The sequence below is a fragment of the Rhizobium leguminosarum genome, from assembly GCF_019798305.1.
Lineage (GTDB): Bacteria > Pseudomonadota > Alphaproteobacteria > Rhizobiales > Rhizobiaceae > Rhizobium > Rhizobium leguminosarum_U.
In genome coordinates this window covers 228,843-244,163 of the sequence record NZ_JAAXDD010000012.1, presented here as the reverse complement: position 1 = coordinate 244,163, position 15,321 = coordinate 228,843, and the positions used below count along the sequence as shown (strand labels likewise).

Sequence of the window (15,321 nt, the reverse complement as noted above, 5' to 3'; positions counted from 1 at the left end):
GATTTAGCGATCCGTTGCCTCGCTGCATCAGAGGGCCTGATTCGTCCAAAAGCAAGACTTCCGACAATGGCGGCGCAGCTCCGTTGAAATGGCTCCCATTGCTTTGATCGGGCCTGGCCTCCCGGCGACCGATGCGATCGCAACTGCCCCCTCATAGCGGTTTGTTTGCCTTGCGGGCGGTCGGTGCGGCTGAGGCGTCAGAATTCGCGATCTGCAGAGACGTCATGCGCCACGCACCGATCATCGGCCGCGTGCTGAACCATCTGAAAACCTTGAGGTCGAGTTATGCTGCACTCAGAAATTCAGCGCTCACCGGCATTCCCATATGAAAGCCCTGGGCGCGGTCGATGCGAAGATCCTTGAGAAGGGAATATTGTGCTGCAGTTTCGACGCCTTCCACCAGGATCGTATTTCCACGATTGCGGATGAGAACAATCATGTCCTGAAGCATCGTCAGACCGCGTGGGTTCGAGCTGTCGTGCAGGAAAGTTCTATCGACCTTGACCGTCTGAAACTCGATTGCCCTCAGCCAAGAGAGGCCCGCGAAGCCGGAGCCGAAGTCGTCAAGCCAGATTTCGACGCCGAGTGCGCGCAGATCGGCAATGCATTTGAGCACCTCCGACTGCATATCCATGTCCAGGCCCTCGGTGACTTCCAAGGCTAGTCGCGACCCGCAGACTCCGCACCGAGCAAGGATATCAGCGACACTGGCAGCAAAGCCGGTGGAACGCAGTTGTATCGGTGACACGTTGACGCTGACGGTAGCCATGCGATCGGTCATCAGTATATCCCGGCATGCCGTCTCGATCGCCCACCTGCCCAGTTCGAGGATAGCGCCACTTCGTTCTGCAACGGGAATGAATGTCTTCGGCGAAACCGCCGTGCCGTCCGGCATCCTGAGGCGCATCAACGCCTCGACAGCTCTTGCTTTCCCGTTGGTCACGTCGAAGATCGGTTGGTACACGAGTGAGACCAGCTTGCGATCGATAGCGGCCGCCAGCAGCGGGACGAGTTTACCAGCATGGTCGTCGGGGCGAGGCAACAGCGGATCAAAACTGCGAATGCAGTTTCGGCCACTTGCTTTGGCATTGTAGAGAGCGAGGTCGGCTTCACGGACTATTCGTTCGACTTTCTCGCCAACTTTCTCGCGGGTGAAGGCGAGGCCGATGCTGACGGTTACGGTGGACATATCATCTGGTCGCTCGTCGTGAGCAATCGCAAGTGACTCGACTTCCATTCTGATCTTCTCGGCGAGAGTCATGGCGACCTTGGGAAGGGCAGCCGGCATGACCACGATAAACTCCTCGCCACCATACCTGCCGATCATGCCATCGGACGACTCTACGACCGCCTTCAGCGCATTGGCGATGACAGTCAGGCATCGGTCTCCTTCCTGATGTCCGTAGCGATCATTGAAGCGTTTGAAAAAGTCGACGTCGATGAGGAACACGGAGAAGTCGCGGCGTTCGTCTTTCCAGGCGGCCCAGCATTCGTCGAGCCGCCGATCCAGCGCGCGTCTGTTGCTTATGCCTGTCAGGTAGTCAGTATGTGAAAGCTCGAGCAGTGATCTTCCGCGCTCCGACGCTTCCCAGTGCTGGTGGCGAGCCTCCGCCGCGTTCAGCAACACGTTTCGACGCTCCACGTTCAATCGCCAATTGACGAAAGAGGTGAAGGCAAAGCACGAAATGTAGAACATCCCGAAGGCAAGCTTGTAGGTTTGGCTCGAAGGAAAAAATTCCTCGATCGTAACGAAAAATGCGCAGAGAACGAGGCCCGAGGTGATCACCGAAAGCCGAAACGGGAAACTGAAAAAGAGGTTGGCGCCCATCATGAAGATGGCGCCGAATATCATGTAGTATGACATGGCGGTAACGTCGCGGGTGGCAATCGCCGGGTAAAGCCAGCCCACATAGCCCACAAGCAGTGCAGTGGCGCACGTAATGTCAAGCCAGACGGTTTTCGCTCTTGCCAGGCGCAGGGTCTCGAAAACCAGCAGAGCGATCGTTGCAACGACGAATCGCGCGGCAATCGTCACAGGCGCAACATCGGGGATCAGCCAACGGTCGGGAAGTGCGAAGGCCACATAAACGGCAACCGCCATCCAAAGACCATGCCGTGAGCTCTGCCTTCGGACAGCATCATTTTCAGTTTTCAGAGACTTGAGGGCCGCGGCGAATGAAATGCCGGCGGTTGACTCGTCGTGTTGGACATTAGCACAAGCCGCCATCATGCAATAACACCGGCCTGAGAGCCATCTAAAGTATGTTGAAAAGTAAGCCATACTTCGGCGCCCTCCAAAATCGCGTTCGGCAACCTGCAACCGGTTTGTCTTATTGCTGAGCTTTGTTAGAGGGGTAGCATCAGACCCGCAAGAGTAGAATTACCCTTATCCCGTGTAGATTCTAGTCGCATCCTGTTTCGAGGTTGATTATGCTTAACGCTATGTCAAAGGGGTCTCGAAATGGTACAAAGCCTGGTCTTCGACGGTGAAAGTCTTGTTGCGCCAGGTGAAATTCGTCGGGTGGCAAGGAGGGTTGCTGCCCCAGATCCCGGCGATCTTATCGTTGCCCAAGCCAAGCTTGCCCTCAGCCTTGACGTGTCGATCCGTCAGTTCAAATCTGGCGTCGAGCCTCATGTGATCATCGAGCGTCTTACCGAAGCCTTGCATCAGATGCGGCGGCGCTTTCATCCGCAGGTGTGGGACGACATCGTTCCGATCGCGCAATCTCATCCCGTTGCTCACTATCTTCATCAAGATCCATTGACCCGCTGGTCGTTTGAAAAGCCGCGCGGCTATTCTGGCGACGCACGTCTTCTCGATTTCATCTACGGCAGACCTGAGATTGAGGACGCCGTCGCATCAGCGAGCGAGTTGGGACGCTCGATCTACGGCTACACTCGGCATGCTTCGTCATCCGTCGCGGTAAGGGAGCGTCGAGACATTCTGGCTCGCCGCGTAGACGAAATTGCTTCGACCCGGCCTGGCGCCACCGAAATCCTTGCGATCGCCGCCGGGCATCTTCGCGAGGGGCCGTTGTCGCACGCTCTGAGCGCCGGCGCGATCAGACGCTGGGTGGCTTTGGATCAAGACCCAATGAGCGTTGGAACCGTCGCCCGCGATTTCGCCGGCACGTCTGTCGAAGCGGTGAACGGGTCGGTCAAATCTCTCATCGCTGGAAGGCACGCGCTGGGAATGTTCGATTTCGTCTATGCCGCGGGTCTCTATGACTATTTGCCGGACGCGGTAGCCGTAAGGCTGACCAGAAAGTGCATCAGCATGCTGAAGCCTGGCGGTACATTCCTATTTGCCAACTTCTCTCCGGAGACGGACGTCGATGGCTATATGGAGACATTCATGAACTGGGCGTTGCTGTTGCGGTCGGAGCGAGAGATGGGCTCGCTCGCCAGTGAAAGCGTGGCCGGGACGGATGTGAAGGTGTCTGTTTGGCCAGGCTCAAACCGCAACATTGTCTACTGTGAAATTCAAAAGCCGCAGTAGGCCGCACGCTGGCCGACATATAATGGCGTTTGAGCCAGTAACTGGGCGCTGCCGTCCGTTCCGGTAGTCTTCGGAGCAATTCCTCAGTTCAAATCCTGGGTCGACCCTATCAGAGGCTGCATGAGAAAGGTCGTGGCTGCTCTCCTCCACGGCCTTTAAGCTGTTTATCGGCCGGCGCTAATCAGGCGGCTTATGGCTGTGTCCAGCGTGGTCGTGCCCTTCACCGGGTCGCCGTCGAACCGGATCCAGCCTTCGTTGAAACCATCGATCATGCGCATCCGCGGGAGGGGGTTTTGCATGCCTTGGTCGGTGAAAATCTGCTCCCAGGTGTCGCGGGCGACCGGCTCTGCCCGGACGGGTTTTCCGAGGATGGACGAGAGGACAGCGGCGATTTCGTTGGGCGTGACGCCCTCTGGCCCCGTCAACTCGATGACCTGCTTGCCCACCCAGTCGTGCTGCAGCAATTCTGCCGCCTTGGCTCCGACGTCGAAGACAGAAACCCTCGGATAGGGCTGATCGAGCGGCTGGAGGAAACTTGAGAGGACACATGTCTCGCGCGCCGGCGCGATATCCCAAGCCGTGTTTTCCATAAACCAGCCGGCACGCAGAAAGGCGATCGGCATTGGCAAGGCAGATAACTTCTGTTCAACGAGACCGAGCTGGCTCAAGAGGTTAGGTTCTCTGGCCTGCGCGCCGATGGTCGAGAGGCAAACGACCTTGGCGGGATCAGCAGAAAGAAGCGCGGTCTCCAGCGCCGCAATGACCGCGCGCACTTCCGTAAAGCCGGGGGTCGGATCGAAGGTGGGCGGGATCAGCAGAAAGACGCCGTCGGCGCCGGCGAAAGCCTTGGTGAGCGCATCGGCGTCGGTCATCTCGGCCAAGGCTAGGTCCGCGCCTTTGTCCTTCCATTCTGCTGCTTTCTCCGCATTGCGCGCGACGGCGCGTATCGGCACCCCCGCCTCCAGCAGACGCGCGGCGACGATGCCTCCGACTTGGCCACTTACTCCGGTGATCACAAACATGGCTAGACTCCTTTGCTGCTCCGCCGCCAGCAGGTTGGCGGTTTGTTATGCCGATCATGTCCTTCGGAAGCCTTTGACTGAAGCGCGCTTCTGTCACATAATTGGTGACTAAAAATCACGGATACGCGATGTTTGACGGACGATTATTGAATGGCGTGAGCGTATTGGCCGCCGTTATCGAGAGCGGAAGCTTTGCGCGGGCAGCGGAGCTAATGGGATTATCGGCGTCGGGTGTCAGCCGCGCCATTTCGCGGCTGGAGGGGCGGATCGGTCTGCGGCTGCTCGATCGGACAACACGCACGATGCGGCTGACCGATGACGGCGCGCGATTCTACGAACAGGTGGCCCCACTCTTGAGCGGCATCGAAGAGGCTGCGCAGACTGCTGTTGGCGCCAGACAGGCGGTGCGTGGGCGACTGCGAGTCAATGTCGACCCATATTTTTCACGCCTTGTGCTCGGCCCGCGGCTCGGCGCCTTCCTCGATCGTTACCCAGATATTCAGATCGAGATCTTCACCCGCAACGAGATCGGTGATCTTGTTGCTGATGGCATGGACGTCGCGGTGCGCTTTGGCGAGCCTGCACAGAGGTCGCTTATTTCGCGCCTGTTGATGCAGACGCCCGTGATCACGATTGCGGCTCCCGCTTATATCGAGCGGCATGGTTGGCCGAGCCGTCCACAGGATTTGAGCGAGCATACCTGTATCCAGTTCCAGGATCCGCTGACCGCAAGGCCTTTCGAATGGGAGCTTCGGTCGGGTGACGAGGTCGTCTCGATCGAGACCCGCAGCCGCATTTTAGTCAACGATGCCGGCACGACCTTGGCGACCTGCCTTGCGGGGATCGGCATCGCGCAAGTCTTCACACTCGGGATGGCGGATTATCTGAACAATGGGCAGCTCGTGAACCTCTTTCCCGACTGGTCGGACGAGACATTCCCGCTCTACGCCTTCTATCCCTCGCGTCAGCATGTTCCGGCTAAGGTCAGGGCCTTTATAGATTTCTGCGTCGAGATCATCGAATAGACGGAGGCACCCCGTCGAGCGCCTCTGCTGGCTTGAGCCGGCCGCGGCTTTCTAGTTTCCGGAAGTTTATCGTCTGTTGGGTTCTTTCATGCTTGGGAGGAAGGCGTTCACATCTCCGGCCATAAAGCACCGTGTCAGATGCGTTCTATGCGGACCGGATACTCGCCGCGCACCAGCAACGGCGCGAAGCCATTGTCGAAGCGGCCGAGCCGGATCAGCCCGTCCCAGCGGTAATCCGCATGGAACAGAGCCAGGTTACCCCATGGTTTGAAGTAGCAAAGGTCGCCCGGCTGCTCGTTTCCGAAAGCACCGCTGCCTTCTTCGGTCAGCTTGCGCGGCAGATGGACGATCTTTTCGTTCCTGCCGTAGTCTTCGATCTTGAGGTTCAAGGGCAGCATGGAAATGAGATCGCGCGCTGTCGGATTGTCGAAGAGTGTCGCGGTCAGGATCAGATTGTTGAAGCCAATCCTGATCCTGAGGTCTGTCGCCCCGTGACCCGTCGAGTTGTGCTCGTCCTGCCCGTGCGCCACAAGAGTGAGAGCGGCGGCGGCCAAGGTTCCGCCCAGCACCGCGCGACGGCTCATGAACTTGGATGTCATCGACATAGCGCGCCTCGCGTCAGACAGGTTGAGCCGTCGGCCGGAACAGGATTTCGTTGATGTCGACATCGTCCGGCTCGTTCACCGCGAAGGCGACCGTTCGGGCGAACGTGTCCGCGCCGATCGCGATTTTACTGACGAACTCCTTGGTGCCCGCCTGGATGTCCTTTTCGCTTATGTGTTCGAGGAGTTCGGTACTCACTGCGCCGGGTGAAATGATCGTGGTGCGGATGTTGTATGGCTTCACTTCCTTCCGCAGCCCTTCCGAGAGGGCGCGCACGGCAAATTTCGTCGCGCAGTAGACGGTCGCACCCGGATCGACCACATGGCCGTAGACGGAAGACACGTTGATGATGTGCCCCGACTTCTGGGCTTTCATGTGGGGAAGCGCTGCTGCGATGCCATAGAGCACCCCGTTGATGTTCACGTCGATCATGCGATCCCACTCGTCAACTTTGAGCCGTTCGAGCGGCGCAAGTGGCATCAGCCCGGCATTGTTCAGCATCACGTCGATGCGGCCGAACGCGTTGACGGCCGTGTCGACGAGCGTCTTGACCTGAAGTTGGTCCGTGACGTCGGTTTGGAGCGCCTTGGCCTTATAGCCCTTGGCGGCCAGCTCCTCGGCCAGCGCAGCGATGCGGTCGCTACGCCGTGCGCCGAGGACGACGGAAGCGCCGCGCTCGGCAAGGTGACGCGCGGTGGCTTCGCCAAGCCCGCTGCTTGCCCCGGTGATGACGACCACTTTGTTTTCGATTCCTCGAGACATGATGATCTCCTGTTTTGGGATTTCTGAAGGTTCAGGAACGGCGACCGGCGAGCGCGGCGAGGACAGCCGAACCGGCGAGAAAGCAGGCGGCCAGAAGGAAGGTGCTCCACCATCCCGCGGTGTCGAACAGCATGCCGCCAGCGAAAGCGCCGCCGGCAATGGCGAGCTGGATCAAAGCCACCTGCAGTCCACCTGCCGCTTCCAACTCACCGGGGACAATGGCGGCCATCCAGGTGTTCCAGGCAGCCGGAATCGGGGTTGAGAAAAATCCCCACATGACGAGCAGGGATGCCGTAACCGCCGCGAACGGCCCGAGAGCGATCAGCAGCAGGGCAAGGAGCGCAAGAGCACCCGGCATGCCTACGAGAACGAGGCGGAGGTGGCGCCGGGCGACAAAGCCAATGACGGAGGTTCCAGCCAGTCCACCGACGCCAAGGCCGAGAAGCACCATGGACAGAACATTCAATTCGAGGCCCGTGACGCCTTCGAGGAACGGACGAAGATAAATGGACAGTGCGTTCTGGCCGATGAAGGCGAGAGCGGTCGCCGCCATTCCAATCGCGAATGTGCGATTGCGCAGCAGCCCGAACATTCTGGCCACCGAGACGGTTGATGTCGCCGGCATCCTCGGCAGGACCACCAGTTGCCAGACAAGCGCTGCAATTGCGATCGGCACCGTGATCAAGAATGTTCCCCGCCATCCGATCAATCCGCCAAGGAAACTACCGAGCGGTGCGGCAAGGACGAGGGCGAATGCGGTGCCACCTTGCAGAAGCGCAATGGTCTTGGGCAGGTCATGGTCCGAGGCCAGGCGCGCCAGAAGAGCCGTCGACAGCGACCAGAAGCCGCCGATCGAAACGCCGATCAGGGACCGCCCGACGAGAAAGACAAGGAAGTTGGGTGCGAGGGCAACCGCCAAGCTCGATGCAACAAGAACCGCCGTATAGAGCAAGACGACAGACTTCCGGTCGATCTTCGCCAGGAATGCGTTGCCGAGAAGGCTGGTGATAACCGCAAAGACTCCCGACACGGTGATTGCCAATCCGGCCTGCCCCTCTGACACCGAGAGGTCCCTGGCGATCGGGGTCAGAAGGCTCACAGGCAGAAATTCCAACCCCACCAGCAGGAAAGTCAGAAGCGAGAGACAGGTCACAGCAGACCATGAGGTCGCCGCGTCGTCCGTCAGTGAGGTCTCATTCAATGTCAACTCGACGGTCATTCATGTTCTCCTGTCCGTTGGCAGAATAGATAGCTGGACTGGTTTTGCGCGACTAGAAGCCATAATCTGAACGTCGTGATGAAGGAGATTCAACAATGCGGCGCGACGAGTTTACGGAAATGCGTGCGTTTCTGGAGGTGGCTCAGGAGCGAAGTTTCACGCGCGCTGCATCAAAATTGGGAGTCACGCGCTCGGCGTTGAGCCATACGATCAGCGCGCTCGAAGCCCGGCTCGGCGTCCGGCTTCTCTCCCGCACGACACGCGACGTCGCCCCGACGGCGGCCGGTACGCGCCTCGTGGAAACTATCCAGCCGCATTTCGAGAGCATCGCCGCCGGGATCAGTGCCCTCGGCGCGCTGCGCGACAAGCCTTCGGGCACAGTCCGCCTCGTATGTCCCGATGATGCCGTGGAGCTGGTCTTCCGTTCGAGGCTGCCGGCATTTTTACGGGATTACCCCGATATCACCGTGGAACTCATCGTAGACAACGGCTTCACAAATATCGTGGAGCGCCAATTCGATGCCGGCGTGCGGCTCGGCGAAGCGATTGCGCGCGACATGGTGGCCGTTCGCATCGGGCCCGATATCTCTTACGCCGTGGTCGGATCACCGGAATATTTTGCGGCCCGCGCTGTGCCTTCGACCCCGCATGACTTGACGGACCACAATTGCGTCAACCTGCGTCTTCCGACGTCAGGCGCTCTCTATGCCTGGGAGTTTGAAAAGGATGGTCGCGAGTTCAGCGTCCGTGTGGAAGGCCAGCTCGTGATGAGCAACATAGGGCCGGCGATCAATGCCTCTCTCGATGGCGCGGGGCTGTCTTATGTGCCGAGGGACCTCGTCCGGCAATATTGTGACAGCGGTCAACTGAACGAAGTTCTGGCGGATTGGGCGCCAACATTCCAAGGCTATCATCTCTATTACCCCAGCCGGCGCCATTCATCCCCGGCTTTCTCCGCCTTCGTCGAAGCCTTTCGCTACCGGCATCGGTAACCAACACTCACGTCGAGAGGCTCTGCCGGACAACGGGGTCAACAGACTGCGCCCCTTGCTCATCGACAGTTGCCGAGGCCTGTTACTGGGCGCTGTCGATGATTGCGCCGCCGGCGTGGTGGATATAGTACGGCAAAAGCGTGCCGGTGAAACCGAACGCACGCGGTCGGCAAGCGAGAGCATGATGTCGAAAGGTGTGCGCAGCTGCTTTGGGCCGATCGCCGACAACAAGTTCACGAAAAACTCGAACCGGACTTGTCCCAGCCTTCCTTGACCGTTTCCATTGCGACATTCGTCGATGTGCTGGCAACGTGGGGCAGTGTCGAGATGCGCTCACCGAGGACGCGGCGGTAGCGGCCGATATCGCGCGTGCGGATCTTCAGGAGATAGTCGAACCTGCCGGCGATCATATGGCACTCTTCGACTTCACTGATCTTCTTGATGGCATCGTTGAAGCTTTTCAGCGCGTCCTCGCGGGTATCGGAAAGCTTCACCTCGACGAAAGCAATATGGTCGAGCTGCATTTTCGACTGATTGAGGACGGCCTTGAAGCCTTCGATATATCCTTCGCTGATCAACCTTTTGAAGCGGATCTGGCACGGCGTCTTCGACAATCCGACACGCGCCGCCAGATCGGTAATCGACAGCCTACCGTCCTCGGCGAGTGCGGCGAGGATCTTTCTGTCGAATTGGTCCAATTCACTAAAGATGTCGGGTTCGCTAGCCATTTGAACTTTCAAGACTGCTTTAATAAGTTCATACAGGCTAAAATCTGCAAAAATCAAGTGAGATCGCGATCCGCGATCTGTGATAGTTTATCATCGGCAATGGGATGGAAGGCGCAGGCGCTTGACGGATCGTCAGGATCGCATCGGCGCCGGACGCAAAATGGGGTCATGCATGCGCAAGGAAGAACCGGATGACGATCAAAAGCCCGACCTGCTCGCTCACTACCGACCGGTGGCGATAAGAGCGGTTGCAGCGGCGCTCACCCTCAAGCGCAACAAGCCGGATGCGCGTCCGCTTCGCGAGACGGAAGATTCCGGCCCGGCCGCCTCGGACGGCGCTGATTGGGACGATGAACCCGGCGTCTCATTCATCCGTTAAACTAGATATCGACTGATAGGGACCTTCATGTTGAACGCAGCGATCGACACTACTCCATCCAAAGACCCCGCCGATGGCGCGCCGTTTTCCGGCTTTGCCCCACCGATCCGACCGCAATCCGAACTTCGCCAGGCCATTACGGCTGCCTATCGCCGGCCGGAAACCGAATGCCTGCCGCCGCTCGTTGCGGCAGCGCGCGTCTCCGAGGCCAAACGCTATGACATTCGCAGCACGGCTCGCAGCCTGATCGAAGCATTGCGCGCCAAGCATAAAGGGACCGGTGTCGAAGGGCTGGTGCAGGAATATTCGCTCTCCAGCCAGGAAGGCGTGGCGCTCATGTGCCTCGCCGAAGCGCTGCTGCGCATTCCCGATACCGAAACCCGGGACGCGCTGATCCGCGACAAGATCGCCGAGGGCAACTGGACCTCCCACATCGGCGGCGGTAAATCCATGTTCGTCAATGCCGCAACCTGGGGGCTCGTCGTTACCGGCAAACTCACCTCGACGGTCAACGACCGAAGCCTGTCGGCAGCGCTGACGCGGCTGATTGCGCGCGCCGGCGAACCGGTCATCCGTCGCGGCGTCGATATGGCGATGCGCATGATGGGCGAGCAGTTCGTCACCGGTGAAACGATCGCAGAGGCGCTGAAGCGCGCCCGGCCGCTGGAAGCGCGCGGCTTCCGTTATTCCTACGACATGCTGGGCGAGGCGGCCACGACGGGCGCCGATGCCGAGCGTTATTACCGCGATTACGAAAAGGCGATCCACGCCATCGGCAAGGCGTCGGACGGGCGCGGCATCTATGACGGCCCGGGCATTTCGATCAAACTTTCGGCCCTGCATCCGCGCTACGTGAGGTCGCAGGCCGGCCGGGTGATGAGCGAGCTGCTGCCGAAGGTCAAGGCGCTGGCCGTTCTCGCCAAGACCTATGATATCGGCCTCAATATCGACGCCGAGGAGGCCGATCGGCTGGAGCTTTCACTCGATCTCCTCGAGGAGCTTTGCTTTGCCCCTGATCTTGCCGGATGGGACGGGCTGGGCTTCGTTGTGCAGGCCTATGGCAAGCGCTGCCCCTTCGTCCTCGACCATATCATCGATCTCGCCCGCCGCTCCGAGCGCCGGGTCATGGTCCGTCTCGTCAAGGGCGCTTACTGGGATGCGGAGATCAAGCGCGCCCAGCTCGACGGTCTCGACGACTATCCGGTCTATACCCGCAAGATCTACACCGATGTCGCCTATGTCGCCTGCGCGCGCAAGCTGCTCGATGCTCCGGATGCGGTCTTCCCGCAATTTGCCACCCATAATGCGCAGACGCTCGCCACGATCTATCGTCTGGCGGGTGCTGATTTCACCGTCGGCAAATACGAGTTCCAATGCCTGCACGGCATGGGCGAACCGCTCTACGACGAGGTCGTCGGAAAGGAAAAACTCGACCGGCCCTGCCGCATCTATGCGCCTGTGGGAACGCATGAGACGCTGCTCGCCTATCTGGTTCGACGTCTTCTCGAAAATGGCGCCAATTCCTCCTTCGTGCACCGCATCTCCGATCCGAATGTCTCGGTCGAGGCCCTGATCGCGGATCCCGCCGAAATCGTGGCGGCCATGCCTATCGTTGGCGCGCCCCACGTGCAGATCGCCTCGCCGAAGGCGCTCTACGGCAACGCCCGGGCCAATTCCGATGGTCTCGATCTCTCAAACGAGGCCACCCTTCTGGATTTGGCTAAGGCGCTCACTTCTACGGCTGCTGCGCCGTGGCACGCACTTCCCATCCTTGCCGACGGCTCTACGGATGGGGTGACCCGCGATGTTCTCAATCCCGCCGATCACCGGGATGTCGTCGGCACGGTGACCGAAGTGAAGGTCGAGGAGGCAGCGCGCATCGTCCGGATGGCTGCACAGCACGCGCCGCAATGGGCCGCCGTGCCGCCGGCCGAGCGTGCCGCCTGCCTGGAACGGGCGGCCGACATCATGCAGGCCCGCATCAAGGTGCTGATGGGCATCGTCATGCGCGAGGCCGGAAAGTCTGCGGCCAATGCCGTCGGCGAGGTGCGTGAGGCCATCGACTTCCTGCGCTATTATGCCGAGCAGGCGCGCAAGACGCTCGGCCCCTCGCATCCGCCGCTCGGCCCGATCGTCTGCATCAGCCCATGGAATTTCCCGCTGGCGATTTTCACCGGGCAGGTCGCCGCAGCCTTGGTCGCCGGCAATCCCGTGCTTGCGAAACCGGCCGGCGTCACGCCGATCATCGCTTCGGAGAGTGTGAAGATCCTTCACGAGGCGGGTGTGCCGGTCGGTGCCTTGCAGTTCGTGCCCGGCAGCGGCCGCCTCGGCGCCGGCATGGTCGGGGCGGAGGAGACGGCAGGCGTCATGTTTACCGGGTCGACCGAAGTTGCCCGCCTGATTCAGGCGCAGCTGGCCGAACGGCTGTCGGCGACCGGCAAGCCGATTCCGCTGATTGCCGAAACCGGCGGGCAGAACGGCATGATCGTCGACTCCTCGGCATTGGCCGAGCAGGTGGTGGCCGACGTCATTGCCTCTGCCTTCGATAGCGCCGGTCAGCGCTGCTCGGCGCTCAGGGTTCTCTGCCTTCAGGACGATGTCGCTGAGAGGACCCTCAATATGCTGAAGGGCGCCTTCCGCGAGCTGACGATCGGCCGTACCGACCGGCTGAGCATCGATGTCGGCCCTGTCATCAATGACAGCGCAAAGACGGAGATCGACCAGCATATCGAGCATATGCGCGGCTTAGGCCGCAAGGTGGATCAGCTGCCGCTGCCCGAAAGTGCGGCGGCGGGGACCTTCGTTCCGCCGACGATCATCGAAATCAAGTCCCTGTCGGACCTGACGAGGGAGATCTTCGGACCGGTTCTGCATGTCGTCCGCTTCAAGCGAAACGGGCTCGACCGACTGATCGACGACATCAACGCATCGGGTTATGGTCTGACATTCGGGCTCCACACCCGGCTTGACGAAACGATCGCGCATGTGACCAGCCGCATCAAGGCTGGAAACCTCTATGTCAACCGGAACATCATCGGCGCCGTCGTCGGCGTGCAGCCGTTCGGCGGCCGCGGCCTGTCGGGAACGGGACCGAAGGCCGGCGGCCCGCTCTATATCGGCCGGCTGGTGCAACGTGCGCCCGTGCCGCCGCAGCAGGATTCCGTTCATACGGACCTTGCCCTTCGTGACTACATCGCCTGGCTCGACAAGAAGGGTTTATCGGGCGAGGGGGAAGCGGCGCGTGGATATGCGAGCCGCTCGGCGCTCGGTCTCGAACGTGAACTCACCGGTCCGGTCGGGGAGCTCAATCTCTACGCGCTCCATCCCCGCGGCCGTATTCTCGTCGTGCCGCAGACGGAAGGCGGGCTTCATCGCCAGATCGCCGCAGCCCTATCGACCGGCAACCACATCGTCGTGGACGCCGGCTCCCTATCGAAATCCGTTCTGGCGGATCTTCCGGCGGCTGTCGCCGGCCGGATTTACTGGACCTCGGATTGGGAGAAGGACGGTCCGTTTTCCGGCGCGCTCGTCGAAGGGGATCGCGACAGGGTTCTGGCCGTCAATCAGAAGATTGCTCACCTGCCTGGTCCGCTTCTGCTGGTCCAGGCCGCGACGAGCGAGGAATTGGCGAGCGATCCCGAAGCCTATTGCCTCAATTGGCTGCTGGAGGAAGTGTCGACGTCGATCAACACCGCGGCTGCCGGGGGCAATGCAAGCCTCATGGCCATCGGCTGAGTAAAAGGACGAGGGCGTTGAAAATATGGTCATCGTCGGCATATATCGCCGATCAAACTCAGACGAGAAGAGGGCTTCTTAGCGCTGCATGACGCGAAGCGTGTCATTCCAGTTATTTGCGTAGACGATTCACGTCATGCAGGTGGAGGGAGGTTTAGTCGAAGAAGCCCGCATCCTCTTCCCTGAGATATCTCCTGGCCGCCTCGGCGTCGATATCGAGGCCCAGCCCCGGCGCTTCCAGCAGGTCCACCATGCTGTCCTTCACGATCTGCGGCGGCAAGCCGACGACGAGGTCCTCCCACCAGGGGTCGGTGGCGCTCGGGTATTCGAACGCGATGTAATTTGCCGGCAAGGTGGCGCAGACATTGATCAACGCGCCGAGCCCCAACAAGCCGTTGGCGGTGCCGTGCGGTGCCATCAGGATCGAGTGCATGTAGGCGTGTTCGGCGACCCATTTGAGCTCGGCAATACCGCCAATATCGGCTGGATCGGGGCCGATGACGCGTACCGCCTGCGTCTCGATCAGTTCCTTGAAATTATGTCGCAGGTAGATCTGCTCACCGGTGTGGATCGGCGTCGAGGTGGAGGTTGTCAGTTCTCGATAGGCCTGCGGATTGACCCACGGCACGTAGTCGCCAGTCAGCATGTCCTCGAGCCACATCAAATTGTACTTCTCGACCGCGCGAGCGAACCTGATCGCATCGGGCAGCATCCAGCCCGGCCCGCAGTCGAGCGCCAGGCTGACCTTATCGCCGAGCACTTCCTTCATCGCGATCACGCAGTCGAGCATGTGATTGAAACCGCGCTCGCTGATTGCGCCCTGATCCATGGCACCGTGATAGCCGGCCTTCTTCTGCGTCACGCCGTAGTGGAAGTCCTCGATGGTGTCCTTCATCTTGGAGTGGAACGAGATTCCTTGCTTGACCATGAAGAAGTTCTGCGGCTGCTCCATCATCCATTTGACGTCGGCGGCGTAGTCCTCCGGCCGGTCGCCCGTGCGTTTCTGGCGGATCGAGCCGTTGTAGACGCGCACCTTGTCGCGCACCTTGCCGCCGAGCAGTTTATAGACGGGCACGCCCGCGGCCTTGCCGGCAATATCCCACAGTGCATGCTCAATAACGCTCACCGCCGCGCCGTACGGCTTGAAAGAGCCGCGTTGGCGGATCTTCAGCATCACTCTCTCGACGTCGGTCGGGTCCTCGCCGATCAGCGCCTCGCGGAAATGCAGCACAAAGGGCTTGAGGTAGGACTTGGTGAATTCGACTTCACCCAGGCCATAGAGGCCGTCGTCCGTCACGATGCGGACGATCGGGTGTTGGCCGATAAGGGCACAGCGGAGGTCGGTGATCTTCATCTT

General features: G+C 60.2%; 12 protein-coding genes. 5 read left to right on the top strand and 7 right to left on the bottom strand.

Annotation, left to right across the window (positions count from 1 at the left end):
* Nucleotides 1-283 precede the first annotated feature (283 nt).
* The gene (locus HFO99_RS22360) at nt 284-2,281 is read right to left on the bottom strand and encodes a putative bifunctional diguanylate cyclase/phosphodiesterase (RefSeq protein ID WP_222363651.1); all 1,998 of its coding nucleotides are present in this window, start codon (nt 2,279-2,281) and stop codon (nt 284-286) included.
* A gap of 180 nt (nt 2,282-2,461) precedes the next feature.
* Here HFO99_RS22360 and HFO99_RS22355 point away from each other — a divergent pair, with 180 nt between their 5' ends.
* Nucleotides 2,462-3,499: a class I SAM-dependent methyltransferase gene (locus HFO99_RS22355; RefSeq protein ID WP_222363649.1), complete on the top strand. Its 1,038-nt coding sequence runs from the start codon at nt 2,462-2,464 to the stop codon at nt 3,497-3,499.
* 164 nt (nt 3,500-3,663) lie between these two features.
* Here the strand turns inward: HFO99_RS22355 and HFO99_RS22350 are convergent, their stop codons facing one another.
* The gene (locus HFO99_RS22350) at nt 3,664-4,521 is read right to left on the bottom strand and encodes an NmrA family NAD(P)-binding protein (protein WP_222363647.1); all 858 of its coding nucleotides are present in this window, start codon (nt 4,519-4,521) and stop codon (nt 3,664-3,666) included.
* A 128-nt stretch (nt 4,522-4,649) separates the two neighbouring features.
* On the opposite strand from HFO99_RS22350, the gene HFO99_RS22345 reads away from it, so the two are divergent.
* Nucleotides 4,650-5,546, top strand: coding sequence for a LysR family transcriptional regulator (locus HFO99_RS22345; RefSeq protein ID WP_168255784.1), 897 nt, complete (start codon nt 4,650-4,652; stop codon nt 5,544-5,546).
* Nucleotides 5,547-5,680: 134 nt separating this feature from the next.
* On the opposite strand, the gene HFO99_RS22340 is transcribed toward HFO99_RS22345, so the two are convergent.
* Genes HFO99_RS22340 through HFO99_RS22330 form a run of 3 tightly spaced genes read right to left on the bottom strand, consistent with a single transcriptional unit; the run spans nt 5,681 to nt 8,130 of the window.
* Nucleotides 5,681-6,151: a cyclophilin-like fold protein gene (locus tag HFO99_RS22340; RefSeq protein ID WP_222363645.1), complete on the bottom strand. Its 471-nt coding sequence runs from the start codon at nt 6,149-6,151 to the stop codon at nt 5,681-5,683.
* Nucleotides 6,152-6,164: 13 nt separating this feature from the next.
* The gene (locus HFO99_RS22335) at nt 6,165-6,911 is read right to left on the bottom strand and encodes an SDR family oxidoreductase (protein WP_222363642.1); all 747 of its coding nucleotides are present in this window, start codon (nt 6,909-6,911) and stop codon (nt 6,165-6,167) included.
* A gap of 31 nt (nt 6,912-6,942) precedes the next feature.
* Nucleotides 6,943-8,130, bottom strand: coding sequence for an MFS transporter (locus HFO99_RS22330; protein ID WP_222363641.1), 1,188 nt, complete (start codon nt 8,128-8,130; stop codon nt 6,943-6,945).
* Nucleotides 8,131-8,225: 95 nt separating this feature from the next.
* Here HFO99_RS22330 and HFO99_RS22325 point away from each other — a divergent pair, with 95 nt between their 5' ends.
* On the top strand, nt 8,226-9,122 hold the full coding sequence (locus HFO99_RS22325) for a LysR family transcriptional regulator (RefSeq protein ID WP_222363639.1): 897 nt from the start codon (nt 8,226-8,228) through the stop codon (nt 9,120-9,122).
* A 233-nt stretch (nt 9,123-9,355) separates the two neighbouring features.
* Here HFO99_RS22325 and HFO99_RS22320 read toward each other — a convergent pair whose 3' ends face one another.
* Nucleotides 9,356-9,850, bottom strand: coding sequence for an Lrp/AsnC family transcriptional regulator (locus HFO99_RS22320; RefSeq protein WP_222363637.1), 495 nt, complete (start codon nt 9,848-9,850; stop codon nt 9,356-9,358).
* 172 nt (nt 9,851-10,022) lie between these two features.
* Here HFO99_RS22320 and HFO99_RS22315 point away from each other — a divergent pair, with 172 nt between their 5' ends.
* Both HFO99_RS22315 and putA read left to right on the top strand, forming a co-directional pair.
* Nucleotides 10,023-10,229 carry a hypothetical protein gene (locus HFO99_RS22315; RefSeq protein WP_222363635.1) on the top strand — a complete coding sequence of 69 codons (207 nt, stop codon included), beginning with the start codon at nt 10,023-10,025 and terminating at the stop codon, nt 10,227-10,229.
* A 27-nt stretch (nt 10,230-10,256) separates the two neighbouring features.
* A complete protein-coding gene (gene putA, locus HFO99_RS22310; protein ID WP_222363633.1) occupies nt 10,257-13,964 on the top strand; it encodes a trifunctional transcriptional regulator/proline dehydrogenase/L-glutamate gamma-semialdehyde dehydrogenase in 3,708 nt (1,235 codons plus the stop codon).
* Nucleotides 13,965-14,118: 154 nt separating this feature from the next.
* On the opposite strand, the gene HFO99_RS22305 is transcribed toward putA, so the two are convergent.
* Complete coding sequence (locus HFO99_RS22305) at nt 14,119-15,318, bottom strand: mandelate racemase/muconate lactonizing enzyme family protein (protein WP_222363631.1); 1,200 nt, start codon at nt 15,316-15,318, stop codon at nt 14,119-14,121.
* Between the last annotated feature and the right edge of the window lie 3 nt (nt 15,319-15,321).

What these genes read in the sequence shown, in the direction of transcription:
- HFO99_RS22360 (WP_222363651.1), bottom strand. Translation starts at nt 2,281, where the DNA reads ATGGCTTACTTTTCAACATACTTTAGATGGCTCTCAGGCCGGTGTTAT.
- HFO99_RS22355 (WP_222363649.1), top strand. Translation starts at nt 2,462, where the DNA reads ATGGTACAAAGCCTGGTCTTCGACGGTGAAAGTCTTGTTGCGCCAGGT.
- HFO99_RS22350 (WP_222363647.1), bottom strand. Translation starts at nt 4,521, where the DNA reads ATGTTTGTGATCACCGGAGTAAGTGGCCAAGTCGGAGGCATCGTCGCC.
- HFO99_RS22320 (WP_222363637.1), bottom strand. Translation starts at nt 9,850, where the DNA reads ATGGCTAGCGAACCCGACATCTTTAGTGAATTGGACCAATTCGACAGA.
- HFO99_RS22330 (WP_222363641.1), bottom strand. Translation starts at nt 8,130, where the DNA reads ATGACCGTCGAGTTGACATTGAATGAGACCTCACTGACGGACGACGCG.
- HFO99_RS22345 (WP_168255784.1), top strand. Translation starts at nt 4,650, where the DNA reads ATGTTTGACGGACGATTATTGAATGGCGTGAGCGTATTGGCCGCCGTT.
- HFO99_RS22340 (WP_222363645.1), bottom strand. Translation starts at nt 6,151, where the DNA reads ATGTCGATGACATCCAAGTTCATGAGCCGTCGCGCGGTGCTGGGCGGA.
- putA (WP_222363633.1), top strand. Translation starts at nt 10,257, where the DNA reads ATGTTGAACGCAGCGATCGACACTACTCCATCCAAAGACCCCGCCGAT.
- HFO99_RS22305 (WP_222363631.1), bottom strand. Translation starts at nt 15,318, where the DNA reads ATGAAGATCACCGACCTCCGCTGTGCCCTTATCGGCCAACACCCGATC.
- HFO99_RS22335 (WP_222363642.1), bottom strand. Translation starts at nt 6,911, where the DNA reads ATGTCTCGAGGAATCGAAAACAAAGTGGTCGTCATCACCGGGGCAAGC.
- HFO99_RS22315 (WP_222363635.1), top strand. Translation starts at nt 10,023, where the DNA reads ATGCGCAAGGAAGAACCGGATGACGATCAAAAGCCCGACCTGCTCGCT.
- HFO99_RS22325 (WP_222363639.1), top strand. Translation starts at nt 8,226, where the DNA reads ATGCGGCGCGACGAGTTTACGGAAATGCGTGCGTTTCTGGAGGTGGCT.